This window comes from Pseudomonas sp. NFPP12 (assembly GCF_900103205.1).
Taxonomy (GTDB): Bacteria; Pseudomonadota; Gammaproteobacteria; order Pseudomonadales; family Pseudomonadaceae; genus Aquipseudomonas; species Aquipseudomonas protegens.
In genome coordinates this window covers 888,951-904,356 of sequence record NZ_FMWW01000002.1, presented here as the reverse complement: position 1 = coordinate 904,356, position 15,406 = coordinate 888,951, and the positions used below count along the sequence as shown (strand labels likewise).

Here is a 15,406-nt window from a genome sequence, read left to right as displayed (position 1 = left end):
AAATTGGCTCGTGGCACGGGCCACGGACAACCATTGATAACGGGTTATCGACGTGTTCAGGGCTGGCTTTAGCGGTGTTCCCGCTTTCCGTCGGCGGCGCGACCCTGGCCGGCAAGCCGGCTCCTGCAGAGGGGCGGGGCGCTTTGTCGGCGCTGGCGTTTACCGCAGGCCCAGGCGCTTGGCCAGGCGGCTCAGGTTGGCCCTGTCCAAGCCTAGCTCACGGGCGGCGCTGGCCCAGTTGTGCTGGTGCCGCTCCAGGCAACTGCTGATCAGTTGGCGCTGGTAGTGGTCGGTGGCCTGGCGCAGGTCGCCGGCTACGGCAGGCATGGCCTGGGTTGCACCAGCAGGCTCGACGGGGGCGCTGGTTCTTTCGCTGGCCCGGGGCAGGTCCAGATCGCCGGCATCCAGGCTGAGGATCTTCGGTCGCTCGGGGTGGTTGCCCAGCGCTTTCAGAGCGCTGCGCCCGATCAAGTGCTCCAGCTCGCGAACGTTGCCCGGCCAGTGGTAGGCCAGCAGCGCCTGTTGCGCCTCAGCGCTCAGGCGCAGGCTGCCCAGGCCCATGCGCGAGCGGTTCTGTTCCAGGAAGTAGCCACTGAGCAGCAGCACATCGCGGCCGCGCTCGCGCAGTGCCGGCACCCGTAGGGGGTAGACGCTGAGACGGTGGTAGAAGTCGGCACGATAGCGGCCGTTGCGCACTTCTTCCGCCAGATCGCGGTTGGTGGCGGCAATCAGGCGCACGTCGACCCGATGCTCCTGGTCCGACCCCAGGCGTTGCAGTTGGCCGCTTTGCAGCACCCGCAGCAGTTTGGCCTGCACTGTCAGCGACAACTCGCCCACTTCATCGAGAAACAGCGTGCCGCCATTGGCCAGTTCGAATTTTCCCCGGCGATCCTGGGTGGCCCCGGTGAAGGCGCCGCGCACGTGGCCGAACAGCTCGCTCTCCACCAGGGTGTCGGGCAGGGCCGCGCAGTTGAGGCTGATGATCGGCTGCTCGGCCCGGGGCGAAGCCGCGTGGATAGCCTGGGCGACCAGTTCCTTGCCGACGCCGGTTTCTCCGGTGATCAGCACCGTCAGGTCGCTGCCGCCCACCAGCTTGATTTCCTCCAGCAAGCGTTTGTGGGCCTTGCTCTGGCCGATCATCTCGCGGTTCTGCCCACTGGCCTGGCGATAGACCTCGGCCCGCTGGTGCTCGTTTTCGGCGCGCTGGGCCAGGCGTTCGATGCGCTGGGCGGCGCTGACCGTTGCGGCGGCGAGGCTGGCGAAGGCTTGCAGGGCATCCAGCTCGATGGGTTCGAAGCGCTGCGGGTCCAGGGCATCGAGGGTCAGCAGGCCCCAGGGGCGCTCGTCGACGAACAGCGGGCAGCCCATGCAGTCATGCACTTCCAGGTGATCATCGAGCCCTTCCACCAGGCCGTCGTAGGGGTCGGGCAAGTCGCTGTCGCTGGCAAAGCGGGTCGGGCCCGGGCTGCCGAGCAGGGCGGCGAAGCGCGGATGCTCGCTGACCTTGAAACGGCGGCCCAGGGTGTCGGTGCTCAAGCCATTGACCGCCAGGGGCACCAGCCACTCGCCATCCAGGCGCAGCAGTGCAGTGGCATCGCAGGGCAGCAGGGCGCGCAGAGCTTCCAGCAGGCGGCGATAGCGCTCGCCTTCGGGCAGTTCGCGGGACAGGTCGGTGACCAGGGGAAGCAGGGCGGTGAGCAGGGATTTTGCAGTCATAATGACTCCGTGGTGTCTTAATGACTATAAAAGACAGAGTGTCTTTATGACTATATTTATTTTAACTTGTTGATATTTAACGTATTTATTTCTGGCACGAAAACTGATTGGGCATAGGAAACCTGCAAGCAGTCATAAAGTCCAGGAGTTGTCCTTATGCTAAGCGTTCAAGATCGTGCCATTATCAAAGCCACTGTGCCCCTGCTCGAAAGCGGCGGCGAAGCCCTGATTACCCACTTCTACCGGATGATGCTCTCCGAGTACCCGCAAGTGCGGCCACTGTTCAACCAGGCGCATCAGGCCAGCGGCGATCAGCCCAGGGCCTTGGCCAATGGTGTTCTGATGTATGCACGGCACATCGACCAACTGGACCAGTTGGGGGACCTGGTGGCCAAGATCATCAACAAGCACGTCGCCTTGCAGATCCTTCCGGAACATTACCCCATCGTTGGCGGTTGCCTGCTGCGGGCCATTTCCGAAGTGCTGGGCAGCGAGATCGCCACCCAGGAAGTGATCGATGCCTGGGCCGCCGCCTATAACCAGCTGGCGGATATCCTGATCGGCGCCGAGGCGGCGATCTACGACGAGAAAGCCCAGGCCCCCGGCGGCTGGCGCGGTGCCCGTGAGTTCCGGCTGGTGCAGAAGGTGGAAGAAAGCGCGGAAATCACCTCCTTTTATTTCGAACCGCTGGACCAGGGGCCGATCCTCGCCGCTGAACCGGGGCAGTACATCGGTTTGCAGCTCTTTATAGGGGGCGAGGAAATCCGTCGTAACTACTCCCTCTCGGCACTTTCCAACCAGGGCCAGTACCGCATCAGCGTCAAGCGCGAAACCGGCGGCGTGGCCTCCAACTACCTGCATGACCAATGCCCGGTGGGCAGCAGCGTCATGCTGTTCCCTCCTGCGGGGGAGTTCACCCTGGCGGCCAGCGACAAACCGCTGGTGCTGATCAGCGGCGGGGTGGGCATCACTCCAACCCTGCCGATGCTGGAGGCGGCGCTGGCCACCGAGCGTCCGGTGCATTTCATCCACTGCGCCCGCAACGGCCAGGTGCATGCCTTTCGCAACTGGGTCGATGAACTGGCCCAGCGGTATCCACAGCTCAAGCGCTTCTATTGCTACGCCGAGGATGACGGTGTCAGCCCGGCGGCGGACAAGCTGGGCATGCTGACCCGCGAGCAACTGGCCGAGTGGCTGCCGGAGCAACGCGACCTGGACGCCTACTTCCTCGGGCCCAAGGGTTTCATGGCCGCGGTCAAGCGCCACCTTCAGGCCCTGGGCATTCCCGAGCAGCAGAGCCGCTATGAGTTCTTCGGTCCGGCAGCGGCCCTGGAATAACCACCCCGGCCGGCTCCCCACGGGCGCCGGCCTTTTCTCTCTCCCCTTCGTTTCATGTGACTCCGGCATTCGCTGATTTTCCCGAAACCGCCTTTATTCTCGGCGTATTTGGTATGGCGGTTAATCCACTCTTAACCTGCTTGTCGCTATTGTCCGCAACTGGCAAAGCGCCCGAAGCCGCGTTGCAGTGGCGCTGTACGTCCCTGCATTCAAAGGTCATGTTCAACGTGTAGACTTCCCGGCAGCCGGGTGTGCCTCTGCGAGCATTGGCCTGCACGCGATCGACGGGTTCATCGAAGACAATCTCGGTCTGCCGCCTCGGGTCTCGGGGGCAGGCTGAACACAACAGAAAAAGGAATAGGGATGAGTGACGACAGACTGGGTTTGGGACGCGAGCGGCGTTTCCTGGTGCTGCTGGGGATTATTTGCCTGGCACTGATCGGCGGAGCCCTGTACATGCAGGTGGTGCTGGGCGAGGCGCCGTGCCCGCTGTGCATCCTGCAGCGTTATGCCTTGCTGCTGATTGCACTGTTTGCCTTCATCGGCGCGGCGATGAGTTCGCGACGTGGGGTCACGGTCATGGAAACCCTGGTGGTCATCTGCGCCCTCGCCGGCGCGGGCGTGGCCGGGCACCATGTGTACACCCAGTTCTACCCCTCGGTGAGCTGTGGCATCGATGTACTGCAGCCGATTGTCGACAGCTTGCCATTGGCCAAGATCTTCCCCCTGGGCTTTCAGGTGGACGGTTTCTGCTCCACGCCGTACCCGCCGATCCTGGGTCTGTCCCTGGCCCAGTGGGCGCTGGTGGCGTTCGTGCTGACGGTGATCCTGGTGCCTCTGGGTGTGGTGCGCAATCGCAAGAAAACCTACTGATTCGCCCGTAAAAGCCCCGGCTCCCCATGGGAGGGCCGGGGCTTTTTTGTGCCGTTCATTCGGCACCTGAAAAGTCCGTGATTTGCGGCAAGCGCAGGTGCGGCAAAAGTGCGACATGTTGTCACAGTGCCGCGGTCGCAGAGGGGCGGTTGAGTCGCTGCAACAGACTGCATTCTGGCGCGCTGGTTCAATGAGAGCCTGTCAGTTTGTGTACGCGAGCCTGTCGGCCGAGAACCATAGCCTGCTATCGATACAAATCTTCACAGCGCCCGTTTTACAAGGGGTGAAGCCTGATGGAAGGCGGCCCTCAGGGGGGATCGAGAGTCCTGGAAGGGGGGTGTTTCAGGTCCTTTTTGGGGCTTTTTGTTGCAAATGAAAATCGCTATGATTGCGATCCTTCGCAACAATCATGAGGGATTGTTGCGCCATGGGATAAAAATTATTTCGGGATAAGACATGGTTTATAAAACGCGACATATCTACAATCGCCCGCACTGAATTTCCGACGCTGCTCAACCCTGAGCACACGAGGACGGTCGAGGGGCGGATAGAGCGCTCCATGCGACTGCGGGTGTCGGCGCCTTCCAAACTTCCGCACCAAATGGAATTGGTCTGTAACAAGGCCTTTGACCACGAGATCGAATAAGAACCACTGCTAGCCCGGGATGTGTCGTTGAGCGCTTAACGCAACGGGCAGGCCCTTATTCAATTGAAGAAAAATGCCAACCCTTGGCAGGGTGAAGTGTTGGCGATCAAAACCCAACTGCATTGCGCAAGCTGCTTTAGAGGTCGTGAGATGAGTAAAAACAGGTACCCCAGATTACTAGGCTTATTGCCGCTGCTCGGCATGTTAATGCTGGGAGGCTGCAAGTGGACCTTGCTCGATCCCAAGGGTCAGGTCGGTCTGGATGAACGAAACCTGATCATCACGGCAACCATCCTGATGCTGCTGGTGGTTGTGCCGGTCATCATCATGACCTTCGCCTTCGCCTGGAAATACCGCGCCTCCAACAAGGACGCGACCTACGCGCCGAAGTGGTCCCACTCCACCAAGATCGAGATCGCGGTGTGGCTGGTTCCGGTGCTCATCATCATTGCCCTGGGTTATGTCACCTACAAGTCGACCCACGCCCTGGACCCGTACCGTCCGCTGGATTCCGACGTCAAGCCAGTGACCATCGAAGTGGTCGCCATGGACTGGAAGTGGCTGTTCATCTATCCCGACCAAGGGATCGCCACCGTCAACAAGATCGTTTTCCCGGCCCATACCCCGGTGAACTTCCGCGTGACCTCCGACACCGTGATGAACTCGTTCTTCATCCCGGGCCTGGGCGGCCAGATCTACGCGATGGCGGGCATGACCACCAAGCTGCACCTGATTGCCAACCAGAACACCGAACTTGAAGGTATCTCCGCCAACTACAGCGGCGCGGGTTTCACCGGCATGAAGTTCAAAGCGATCGCTACCAGTCAGGAAGATTTCGACGCCTGGGTAAACGAAGTCAAGAAGGCACCTAAACAGCTGGACACCGCTGAATACGAAGCCCTTTCCAAGCCAAGCCAGAACAATCCTGTAGAGCTCTACTCCGCCTACGCGCCAAACCTGTTCCAGACCGTCATCGACAAGTATGAAGGCATGAAACCGGGCAAGCCGCTCAAGCACGAGAAGAAAGAAAAGGAAGTGGCCGCAACGGAAGGGATGGACGTGAGTTCGCATTCAGCTGCCGGGGCAGAGGAGTAAACGATGTTTGGTAAATTAAGTCTGGAAGCGATTCCGTTCCACGAGCCGATTGTCATGGTCACCGTTGCCATGATTCTGCTCGGTGGCGTGGCGCTGTTCGCGGCAATCACCTACTTCAAGAAGTGGACCTATCTGTGGACCGAGTGGCTGACGTCCGTCGACCACAAGAAAATCGGTGTGATGTACATCATCGTCGCCATGGTCATGCTGCTGCGTGGTTTTGCCGACGCCATCATGATGCGTACCCAGCTGGCCATGGCCACCGAGGGTTCGCCTGGCTACCTGCCACCTGAACACTATGACCAGATCTTCACCGCCCACGGTGTGATCATGATCATCTTCATGGCGATGCCATTCTTCACCGGCCTGATGAACCTTGTCGTGCCGCTGCAGATCGGCGCGCGTGACGTGGCCTATCCGTTCCTCAACTCCCTGAGCTTCTGGCTGCTGGTTTCGGGCGTGGTGCTGATCAACCTGTCCCTGGGCGTTGGCGAATTCGCCAAGACCGGCTGGGTTGCCTATCCGCCGCTGTCGGGCTTGCAATACAGTCCGGGCGTGGGTGTGGACTACTACATCTGGGCGCTACAGCTATCAGGGCTGGGGACAACGCTAACGGGGGTCAACTTCCTGGCCACCGTGCTGAAAATGCGTACCCCGGGCATGAAGATGATGGACATGCCGATCTTCACCTGGACCTGCACCTGGGCCAACGTGCTGATCGTGGCTTCATTCCCGATCCTCACCGCTACCCTGGCACTGCTGACGCTTGACCGTTACATGGATTTCCACATTTTCACCAATGAACTTGGTGGCAATCCAATGATGTACGTGAACCTGTTCTGGGCCTGGGGTCACCCCGAGGTGTACATCCTGATCCTGCCGGCGTTCGGTATCTTCTCTGAAGTGATCTCGACCTTCTCCGGCAAGCGCCTGTTCGGCCACCATTCGATGATCTACGCTTCCGGCGCGATCTCGGTACTGGGCTTCATGGTCTGGCTGCACCACTTCTTCACCATGGGTTCGGGGGCCAGCGTCAACGCCTTCTTCGGCCTGGCGACGATGCTGATCTCGATTCCGACGGGGGTGAAGCTGTTCAACTGGCTGTTCACCATCTACCACGGCCGTCTGCGCATCACCAGCCAGGTTCTGTGGACCCTGGGCTTCATGGTGACCTTCGCCATCGGCGGCATGACCGGCGTACTGCTGGCCATTCCGGGTGCCGACTTCGTTCTGCACAACAGCCTGTTCGTGATCGCTCACTTCCACAACGTGATCATCGGCGGCGCGGTATTCGGCTACATCGCCGGCTTCAGCTTCTACTTCCCGAAAGCCTTCGGCTTCAAGCTGCATGAAGGTTGGGGCAAGGCTGCGTTCTGGTTCTGGATCTCCGGCTTCTTCGTCGCGTTCATGCCGCTCTATGCACTGGGCTTCATGGGCATGACCCGTCGTCTGAACGCCACCACCAACCCTGAGTGGGTGCCGTACCTGTACGTCGCCATGGTGGGTGCGGTGATGATCGCCGTGGGTATCGCCTGCCAGCTGATCCAGCTGTACGTCAGCGTGCGTGACCGCAAGCAGAACATGTGTGTATCCGGCGACCCTTGGAACGCTCACACCCTGGAATGGTCGACCTCGTCGCCACCTCCGTTCTACAACTTCGCGGTACTGCCGAAAGCCGAAGGCATCGATCCGTTCACCGAAGCCAAGGAAAACGGCACTGCCTACGCGCAGCCTGGCCGCTACCAGCCGATCCACATGCCCAACAACACCGCTACCGGTCTGGTCATGGGGGCTCTGCTGACCGTGTTCGGTTTCGCCATGATCTGGCACATCTGGTGGCTGGCCATCGCAAGCCTGGCCGGCACCGTGATCTATTTCGCGATCCACGCTGCCCGTGATGATCAAGGCTACATGGTGCCGGTCGAAACGATCGAGCGCATCGAAGCCGAACAGCACAAGCGTCTGGTATCGGAGAACAAGATCCCGGCTACCCGTGTTGAAACCTCGTTGGAACAGGCTTAATCCATGTCGAACTTAGTGACCAATGCTGGACACGCCCATGTCGATGACCATGGGCACGATGACCATCACCACGACTCGGGCGAGATGACCGTATTCGGTTTCTGGCTCTACCTGATGACCGACTGCATTCTGTTTGCGTCGATCTTCGCGGTATACGCGGTACTGGTTAACAACGTAGCGGGTGGCCCGTCGGGCCACGACATCTTCGAACTGCCATACGTACTGGGTGAAACCGCCCTGCTGCTGTTCAGTTCGATCACCTACGGCTTCGCCATGCTGGCGTTCTTCCGGGGCAACAAGAAGCAGGTACTGGGCTGGTTGGCCATGACCTTCCTGTTCGGCCTGGGCTTCATCGGCATGGAGATCAACGAGTTCCATCTGCTGATCTCCGAAGGCTATGGCCCTAGCCGTTCCGGCTTCCTGTCCGGGTTCTTCACCCTGGTCGGTACCCACGGTCTGCACGTGACCAGCGGTCTGATCTGGATGGCGATCATGATGTACCAGGTGCAGAAAAACGGCCTGACGGCGACCAACAAGACCCGTCTGAGCTGCCTGAGCCTGTTCTGGCACTTCCTGGACGTGGTGTGGATCTGCGTATTCACCGTTGTTTACCTGATGGGGACTATGTAAATGGCCAACACACACTCCCACGACGAAGCCGGTCACGGCAGCGTCAAGTCCTACGCCATCGGCTTCATCCTGTCGGTCATCCTGACACTGATCCCGTTCGGTCTGGTGATGTACCCATCGCTGCCCAAAGACGTGACCCTGTGGATCGTCCTGGCGTTCGCAGTCATCCAGGTGCTGGTGCACCTGGTGTACTTCCTGCACCTGGACCGTTCCGAAGCACAGCGCAACAACGTGGTGGCGTTCATCTTCGCCGCGTTGGTCATTGTTCTGCTGGTTGGTCTGTCGTTGTGGATCATGTTCAGCATCCACACCGTCATGATGGCGAAGTGAGGTAAACCCGATGTCGCTCAAGCACTTTATCCAAATCACCAAACCGGGGATCATTTTCGGTAACGTGCTTTCTGTGGCAGGCGGGTTCTTCCTGGCCTCGAAAGGGCATGTCGATCTGGCCATTTTCCTGGCCGCCATGATCGGCACCTCGCTGGTGGTAGCGTCCGGTTGCGTGTTCAACAACTGCATCGACCGTGACATCGACCTGAAGATGGAGCGCACCAAGAACCGCGTGCTGGTCCAGGGCCTGATTTCCCTGGAAGTGGCACTGGTCTATGCCTCTATCCTCGGTGTCGCCGGCGTCGCCCTGCTGTACTACGTGGCCAACCCGTTGGCCGCGTTGTTCGCGGTAATCGGCTTTGTCATCTACGTCGGCTTCTACAGCCTGTACCTCAAGCGCAAGTCGGTTCACGGCACGCTGGTGGGCAGCCTGTCCGGAGCCATGCCGCCAGTGATCGGCTATGTCGCGGTCAGCAACAGCTTCGACATGGCTGCGCTGACCCTGCTGGTGATGTTCAGCCTGTGGCAGATGCCGCATTCCTACGCCATCGCGATCTTCCGCTTCAACGATTACCTGGCCGCATCGATTCCGGTGCTGCCAGTGAAGCGTGGCATCCGCGTGGCCAAGAAGCACATCCTGCTCTACATCCTGGCATTCCTGGTGGCGACCCTGATGCTGACCTTCAGCGGTTACGCCGGCATGAGCTACCTGGCGGTAGCGGCGGCCATGGGCATGTACTGGTTGTACATGGCCTGGACCGGCTACAAGGCAGTGGATGACACCGTGTGGGCGCGCAAGCTCTTCGTGTTCTCGATCTTCACCATCACCGCGCTGAGCGTGATGATGTCGGTGGATTTCAAGGCCCCGACCGAGCTCCTGCTGACCTACGCACACTAAGCTGTCCAGGCCACAGGAAAAGCCCCGCCTTCGCAAGAAGCGCGGGGCTTTTTTCATTGCGCTGGGTTGATGGTCACATCATTTAAAGTTTTTCGGCCCGAAGGCCTGGCCTGGCCGGGTAAAATGCGCCGTTCGTGGATAGAACCTGAGTGGATGCAATGGAAAACCGTATTGAACTGTACGACTCGAAGGCGCGCTATGGCGTCATCAGTCGCGGACTGCACTGGGCCATGGCCCTGGCCTTTGCCTGGATCTACAGCACCACCAGTGCGCATTACCTGCTGGCCGATTCGGCCCTGGACAAGTTCCTCTGGCCGACCCACAAGCAAGTCGGCCTGCTGTTGATGGCCCTGCTGCTGGTGCGTGTGGTCTGGAGCCTGTTGAACCGTCATCGCCGGCCGCCGAGCCTCAACCTTGCAGCAACCCTGGGGCATGGGCTGCTGTATGCCGGGATGTTTGCCATTCCGTTTCTCGGCCTGTTGCGTCAGTACGGTTCGGGCCGTGCCTTTTCCGCCTTCGGTCTGCCGGTAATGAACGGCTTCGACGGGCCGAAGATCCAGTGGATGACCGAGCTGGGCAACAATTTCCACAGCCTCCTGGGCTGGACCCTGCTGGTGCTGATCGTCGGCCATGTGGCGGCGCTGGTCCTGCACTGCATCAAGGGCCAGGGGCATATTCTGCGGCGCATGGCCGGCAGTGCACACTCGGCGTGAGCCGCGCACCCGAACACGGAAAAGCCCCGCCTTCGAGAGACGCGCGGGGTATTTTATTGAGAGCCCTTGCGTGGGCTGCCCAACTATTCAAATGACCCAACTCATGCAGGAAGCAGAATGATGAAGAAAACAGCGGTTATCGTGTTCAGCGGCGGACAGGACTCGACAACCTGTCTGATCCACGCCTTGCCGTTCTATGACGAAGTGCACTGCATTACGTTCGACTATGGCCAGCGGCACCACGCGGAAATCGAGACCGCGCAGCGGCTATCCAAGCAGTTGGGGGCGACCGTGCACAAAGTGCTGGACGCTTCGTTGCTCAACGAACTGGCGATCAGCAGCCTCACTCGGGACAACATTCCGGTGCCCACGGTGAACAGCTCAGGCGAGAGCTTGCCCAGTACCTTTGTACCCGGAAGAAATATCCTGTTCCTTACCCTGGCCTCTATCTACGCCTATCAGGTAAAAGCCGAGACCGTGATTACCGGAGTGTGCGAGACCGATTTCTCGGGTTACCCCGATTGCCGCGATGAATTTGTAAAGGCCTTGAACAAGGCCCTCGAACTGGGCATGGAGTACAAGTTGCGCCTCGAGACTCCGCTGATGTGGCTGAACAAGGCAGAAACCTGGGCCCTGGCGGACTACCACAATCAACTGGAGCTGGTTCGCGAGCAAACCCTGACTTGCTACAACGGCATCATGGGCAGTGGCTGCGCCAACTGCGACGCCTGCAATCTGCGGGCAAAAGGCTTGAACGCTTATCTGGAGAACAAGACGCAAGTCATGGATAGCCTGAAGAGCAAGATGGGTCTGAAGTGAGGATTTGAGCCGCTTGCTGCCCTTGGAGCCCAACACTGAACCTGCCTGGCAGATAGGTGTTGAGCTCCGGCGTTGCTCTACAAACAGCGATCGATCATTTTGCCTGGCTATCCGTTATGTATCTCTTGAACAGTGATCGTGCGCCATAGGCGGGCAATATATTGAAGAATGCAAAACAGACCTTGATCGCGATCTGAACATAAATCATGTTCAGGATGTCGTTGTTTTGCATGGCTCCATAGAATGCGATGTAGCAAAACACGAAGCTGTCGATGATGACCGCAAACAAGGTGCTGAGGAATATCCGCAGAAATAGGAATCTGGAGTTTGTGAGTTCCTTTATCTTGCACAGCAAATATGAGTTTATGTTTTCAGAAACAAGGAAGGAAACGGAAGACGCTACCAGTACAGACGACACCTGGATAATAACGTCGTTATAAGGTGTATCGAGTTTCCAGCCTGGAAGCCCGGGGAGAAACGTGGACGCGTAGAGCAGGATGATGATCATGGCGTTGCTTGCAAATGCAAACAGAATGGCTCTTCTGGCGAGCCTGAGTCCGAAGTTCTCGTTCAGCAGGTCAACGATCAGGAATGTCAGAGGGTACAGAAAGGTGCCCGGGGTAATAATGATGTCGAGGGACTCAAGGTAGATCGGCTTTGTTGCAGCGATGCTGGTGAAAATATAAAAGGTAAAGAGCAGCAGGTTGAGGATGATGTAGATCATCCATGAGTTTTCATTGCGGTCGTTCAAGTCGTATGCAGTAAGTGTTCCTCCTTGGGAGTAGAACTTTTTATACAGGTTTTTAACTTCCATTTTGTTCAAGTTATCCATTATTTCGCTGTTCACTACTTCGCTCAGCTTTATTTTTATGACCTTGCCGGTGTCGATGATCATGATCACGGCCAGGTTTTTATTGTTCTCAAACCCCAGAAGCTTGTACTTGCTGTTCTCGATATCACCTTCATAGGCAGTCATTGAAGCGTTCCTCAATGATATCGCCGACGACAGATATACGATCCGGGTCGAAGACGACCTCGTTCATGATCAGCAGTTTCCTGGCCTGTTTGTCGTAAGCCAGTTTTTCCTTTTCATCGGTGATCGTCCCCTTTTGCACGATCAACAGGCCGCCGACCTCATACATGCCCTTGATATCGTTTTCCAGGCGCACGGCTATCAAGTTAGAGGATGTACCGAAGTAGTAGGTCAATGGGAAACAAGTGGCGAGTTCGCCAATACGTTTATCCATGTTGACCATCAACTGGCTTTCCTTGAGGATCGGAACAGCAGCCGGGTTCATGTTCCCTTGCGGGGAAATGCTGCTTTCGATGATCTCCTTCTCTTCAAAGTCGACGGTTTCTATTTCCTCATAGGAAATACCGAAGAAGTCGGAGATTTTTCGAATGGTGGACTGCTGGACGTTGCTGACCTTGCCTTCCAGGATGTTGTATATGGTTGTTCTGGTCAGGCCACTGGCGTTGCATAAAGACAGTTGTGTCTCTCCGCGACTTTTAATCAGGTATTTGATATTGCTTTTTAAATACTCTGTTCTTTCTCTTCTGTGCATCAAATGCCTCACCATTTCCTTATAGTCGTAATGCATCGAATTTTTTAGCGTTCACATCGCGCATGACATCGATTGCCTGGCGCCAATAGCGGGATCATTGTGGCAGAAGCCTGTCAGTTGCTTTTGTGTTGTCTGGTAATTCGCTAGTGCTCCTTTAGCCAGCCTGTATCCGTCCTGGGATACTTCGCTACGGGGACTGTGGGCGATCAAGTCGCTGAGAGGGGCCGGTTTGCACGGGGCCGCAACGGACAAGTGTTGCATGCGTCAGCCATGACAATAAAGCCCCAGGGGGTGGGCATCACCACTCCCGCCCTGAGGCTTGCACCGGCAAGGCTGCGCCGATGTCTTTTTACTTCAAAAAAGAAGCATTTAACTTTGAGGATGTTTAATTTTTTGATTAATTCTGTTACGCCTTATACAGTCTTGACCCAGGGCCCGGATCAGCCCGACTCACACCAACGAACGTAAAACCCAGGAAGCACGCCCTCGTTCGTGGCGCGCAGCACTCAAGGAAGGGGCACAGATTTATGGCAGCCGATACCGAACCACTGAGGAACCAGGCCGACTTGCTGCGATGTGGCTTGGCGGACCTGCGAACAGAAGACGCCGAGCTGGCCAGGATCCTGGACGCTGAAGTAAGCCGGCAACAACGCACGCTTTCCCTGGTTTCATCTTCCTGTGCAGCCACCCCCAGAAGCCTTGCCGCCTCGGCCTCGGCGCTGGTCAACGTGACGGCGCAGGGGGTTGCGGGCAAACGCCATCACGCCGGGTGCGAAAACGTCGATCTGGTGGAATCCCTGGCGATCCGCAGGGCACGGGAGCTGTTTGCCGCGCAATACGCCGCGGTGCAATCGCACTCGGCCTCGAACGCCAACTACCAGGTGTTGTCCGCGCTGCTTGAGCCGGGGGACACCCTGCTCGGGATGGCCCTGGATCATGGCGGCGACCTGACCCACGGCAGCTCCCTCGCTTTTACCGGTGCCCACTACAAGGCGATCCGCTACGGCACCACGGCCCAGGGCACCATCGACTACCAGGAGGTACGTCAGCTGGCGATGGCCCACCGCCCGCGCATCATCATCTGTGGGGCAACGGCTTATTCGCGGGTCGTGGACTTCCAGCGTTTTCGCGACATTGCCGATGAAGCCGGGGCCATCGTCCTTGCCGACATCTCCCATATCGCCGGCCTGGTTGCCACGGGGCGTCATCCGAGCCCGATCGATGTGGCGCACGTCACCACCACTTGCACCCACAAACAGCTCGCCGGGCCACGCGGCGGCCTGATTCTTTCCGGGCGGGACGCGGACACCAAGGTGCCCGGCCTGAGGTCGAGCTTTCGTCGGGTGCTCGACCAGGCAGTTTTCCCCGGGATGCAGGGGGCGCCTGCAGTCAACATGATCGCCGCCAAGGCGGCCGCGCTGGGCTATGCCATGTCTGCACAGTTCGATGCCTACATGGGGCGGATTCGCGCCACGGCGGATGAAATGGCCTGCGCGTTCATGGCGCGGGACTACGAGGTAATGGGCGGCGGGACGGAAAACCACACGATCCTGTTGCGCTTGCCTAAGGGTATCAGCGGCTCCCTCGCCGAATCGGCATTGGAAAAGTGCGGAATCATTGTCAGCAAAAAACGCGCACCGGGGGAGACTCGATCGTCATTTGCCGCCAATGGCTTGTGTATCGGCACGGGCTCCATCGCACAGCGCTATGTGGACCCCCAGGGCTGTCGGCAGATCGTCGACCTGGTGTGCCGGATACTGGATCAGCTGCAGCCGCGGGGCGAGCAGCCATACGTTCTGGAGCCCGCGCAGCAGGAGCGCTTCCGGCTGGAGACCGAGGCGTTGTGTGCGATGTACCCCATCCTTGAGTACGGGGATCGCTGAAGAAAAAAAGCCCCGTCTTCACGCTGGAATACGGGGCTTTTCAGGTCTGCAGAAGGCTGTGCTGGCGCTTCGCGAGCAAGCTCGCTCCTGCAGCGGCGGGTTACAGCTGTTGTTGCGCGCTGTAGCCTTCGAACGCAGTCTGCTGCTGGATCGCGGTAACGATGTTCTTGCGGGTGGCCTGCTGTTCGTTGCCATCCTTGTCGAGGAACATCTCGCTTTCCAGTTCCGCCTCGTCGCCTTCGCCGACAAAGCTGAAGCCGAGGAATTCGAAGGCTTCACGGTCGACGTTGGCCTTGGAGCGCGGGCGCATCGGCAGGGTGACGCTGACGCCGTCCTTGCTGATGGCGAACACTTCCATTTCCTTCTTCGGACGCGCCTTGCTCTTGCCGCCGCTGGGGTTGCTGATGGCCTGGTGGGTCTGGTTCAGCACCTTCAGGGCCAGGCCGTAGACCAGCTCCTGGAAATCCGGATCCTCCTTGTAGCTGGAGAGAATCCGGCTGATGGGGAATTTCTTGCTCAGGTCTTCCAGGGCGGCGAGGTCGGCGGCCTCGGCGTCTTTGAGCTGCTTGAGCTGGCCCATGAGTTCATAGGCGGTGTCGTCGTCAAAGCGGTCGTGGGCCTGGCGAATCGCTGCGCGCAGTTCGCGAATCTGGTCACTTTCTTTCGAGGTGTGGAAGGCGTCGAGCACCATCTCGCTGATGGTCTTGGCCTGGGACACGTGTTGTGAAAGATGAATGGCGTTTTCGTATTCGGCCTTGTTGGACAAGGCGACTACGGATTCTTCGGTGTTGGAATCAGGCATTGAACATCCACTACTTGGTTTAACAGGTTTGAGGCGCGAAAGGCCCAGGGGGATTTTCGGGGGCGCCTAATCTATT

Annotated in this window: 14 protein-coding genes and 1 pseudogene; 10 read left to right on the top strand and 5 right to left on the bottom strand. The window is 58.6% G+C overall.

Annotated features, from left to right (window positions below; translation table 11 throughout):
* Positions 1-159: 159 nt before the first annotated feature.
* A complete protein-coding gene (gene norR / locus BLS75_RS11850) occupies positions 160-1,716 on the bottom strand; it encodes a nitric oxide reductase transcriptional regulator NorR (RefSeq protein ID WP_072450916.1) in 1,557 nt (518 codons plus the stop codon).
* Positions 1,717-1,872: 156 nt separating this feature from the next.
* On the opposite strand from norR, the gene hmpA reads away from it, so the two are divergent.
* Positions 1,873-3,054, top strand: a complete 1,182-nt coding sequence (gene hmpA / locus BLS75_RS11845; RefSeq protein WP_072450915.1) for an NO-inducible flavohemoprotein — start codon at positions 1,873-1,875, stop codon at positions 3,052-3,054.
* 363 nt (positions 3,055-3,417) lie between these two features.
* Entirely contained in the window at positions 3,418-3,927 is a 510-nt protein-coding gene (locus BLS75_RS11840) for a disulfide bond formation protein B (RefSeq protein WP_011063288.1), read from the top strand.
* Between the two features lie 574 nt (positions 3,928-4,501).
* On the opposite strand, the pseudogene BLS75_RS32790 reads toward BLS75_RS11840, so the two are convergent.
* Positions 4,502-4,696, bottom strand: a pseudogene (locus tag BLS75_RS32790) (hypothetical protein); the annotation flags it as partial.
* Between the two features lie 27 nt (positions 4,697-4,723).
* Between BLS75_RS32790 and cyoA the strand changes: the two are divergent.
* The 7 genes from cyoA to queC all read left to right on the top strand — a co-directional run bounded on the left by cyoA (position 4,724) and on the right by queC (position 11,080).
* On the top strand, positions 4,724-5,668 hold the full coding sequence (cyoA, locus tag BLS75_RS11830; RefSeq protein WP_011063287.1) for a ubiquinol oxidase subunit II: 945 nt from the start codon (positions 4,724-4,726) through the stop codon (positions 5,666-5,668).
* A 3-nt stretch (positions 5,669-5,671) separates the two neighbouring features.
* Entirely contained in the window at positions 5,672-7,690 is a 2,019-nt protein-coding gene (gene cyoB / locus BLS75_RS11825) for a cytochrome o ubiquinol oxidase subunit I (protein WP_011063286.1), read from the top strand.
* Positions 7,691-7,693: 3 nt separating this feature from the next.
* Positions 7,694-8,320 (top strand): cytochrome o ubiquinol oxidase subunit III, encoded by a 627-nt coding sequence (locus tag BLS75_RS11820; RefSeq protein WP_011063285.1) that lies wholly within the window; start codon positions 7,694-7,696, stop codon positions 8,318-8,320.
* Positions 8,321-8,650 (top strand): cytochrome o ubiquinol oxidase subunit IV, encoded by a 330-nt coding sequence (gene cyoD / locus BLS75_RS11815; RefSeq protein ID WP_011063284.1) that lies wholly within the window; start codon positions 8,321-8,323, stop codon positions 8,648-8,650.
* Positions 8,651-8,660: 10 nt separating this feature from the next.
* Positions 8,661-9,548 carry a heme o synthase gene (gene cyoE, locus BLS75_RS11810; protein ID WP_011063283.1) on the top strand — a complete coding sequence of 296 codons (888 nt, stop codon included), beginning with the start codon at positions 8,661-8,663 and terminating at the stop codon, positions 9,546-9,548.
* 158 nt (positions 9,549-9,706) lie between these two features.
* Positions 9,707-10,261 (top strand): cytochrome b, encoded by a 555-nt coding sequence (locus tag BLS75_RS11805; protein WP_072450914.1) that lies wholly within the window; start codon positions 9,707-9,709, stop codon positions 10,259-10,261.
* Positions 10,262-10,381: 120 nt separating this feature from the next.
* The gene (gene queC, locus BLS75_RS11800) at positions 10,382-11,080 is read left to right on the top strand and encodes a 7-cyano-7-deazaguanine synthase QueC (RefSeq protein ID WP_072450913.1); all 699 of its coding nucleotides are present in this window, start codon (positions 10,382-10,384) and stop codon (positions 11,078-11,080) included.
* 94 nt (positions 11,081-11,174) lie between these two features.
* On the opposite strand, the gene BLS75_RS11795 is transcribed toward queC, so the two are convergent.
* Positions 11,175-12,056 (bottom strand): queuosine precursor transporter, encoded by an 882-nt coding sequence (locus tag BLS75_RS11795; protein WP_019094238.1) that lies wholly within the window; start codon positions 12,054-12,056, stop codon positions 11,175-11,177.
* Positions 12,043-12,645, bottom strand: a complete 603-nt coding sequence (locus BLS75_RS11790; protein WP_072450991.1) for a helix-turn-helix transcriptional regulator — start codon at positions 12,643-12,645, stop codon at positions 12,043-12,045. The genes BLS75_RS11795 and BLS75_RS11790 overlap by 14 nt, the downstream gene beginning before the upstream one ends.
* A gap of 527 nt (positions 12,646-13,172) precedes the next feature.
* Here BLS75_RS11790 and BLS75_RS11785 point away from each other — a divergent pair.
* Positions 13,173-14,528, top strand: coding sequence for a serine hydroxymethyltransferase (locus BLS75_RS11785; RefSeq protein WP_015636911.1), 1,356 nt, complete (start codon positions 13,173-13,175; stop codon positions 14,526-14,528).
* Positions 14,529-14,628: 100 nt separating this feature from the next.
* Here BLS75_RS11785 and BLS75_RS11780 read toward each other — a convergent pair whose 3' ends face one another.
* Positions 14,629-15,330, bottom strand: a complete 702-nt coding sequence (locus BLS75_RS11780) for a hypothetical protein (RefSeq protein ID WP_019094240.1) — start codon at positions 15,328-15,330, stop codon at positions 14,629-14,631.
* Between the last annotated feature and the right edge of the window lie 76 nt (positions 15,331-15,406).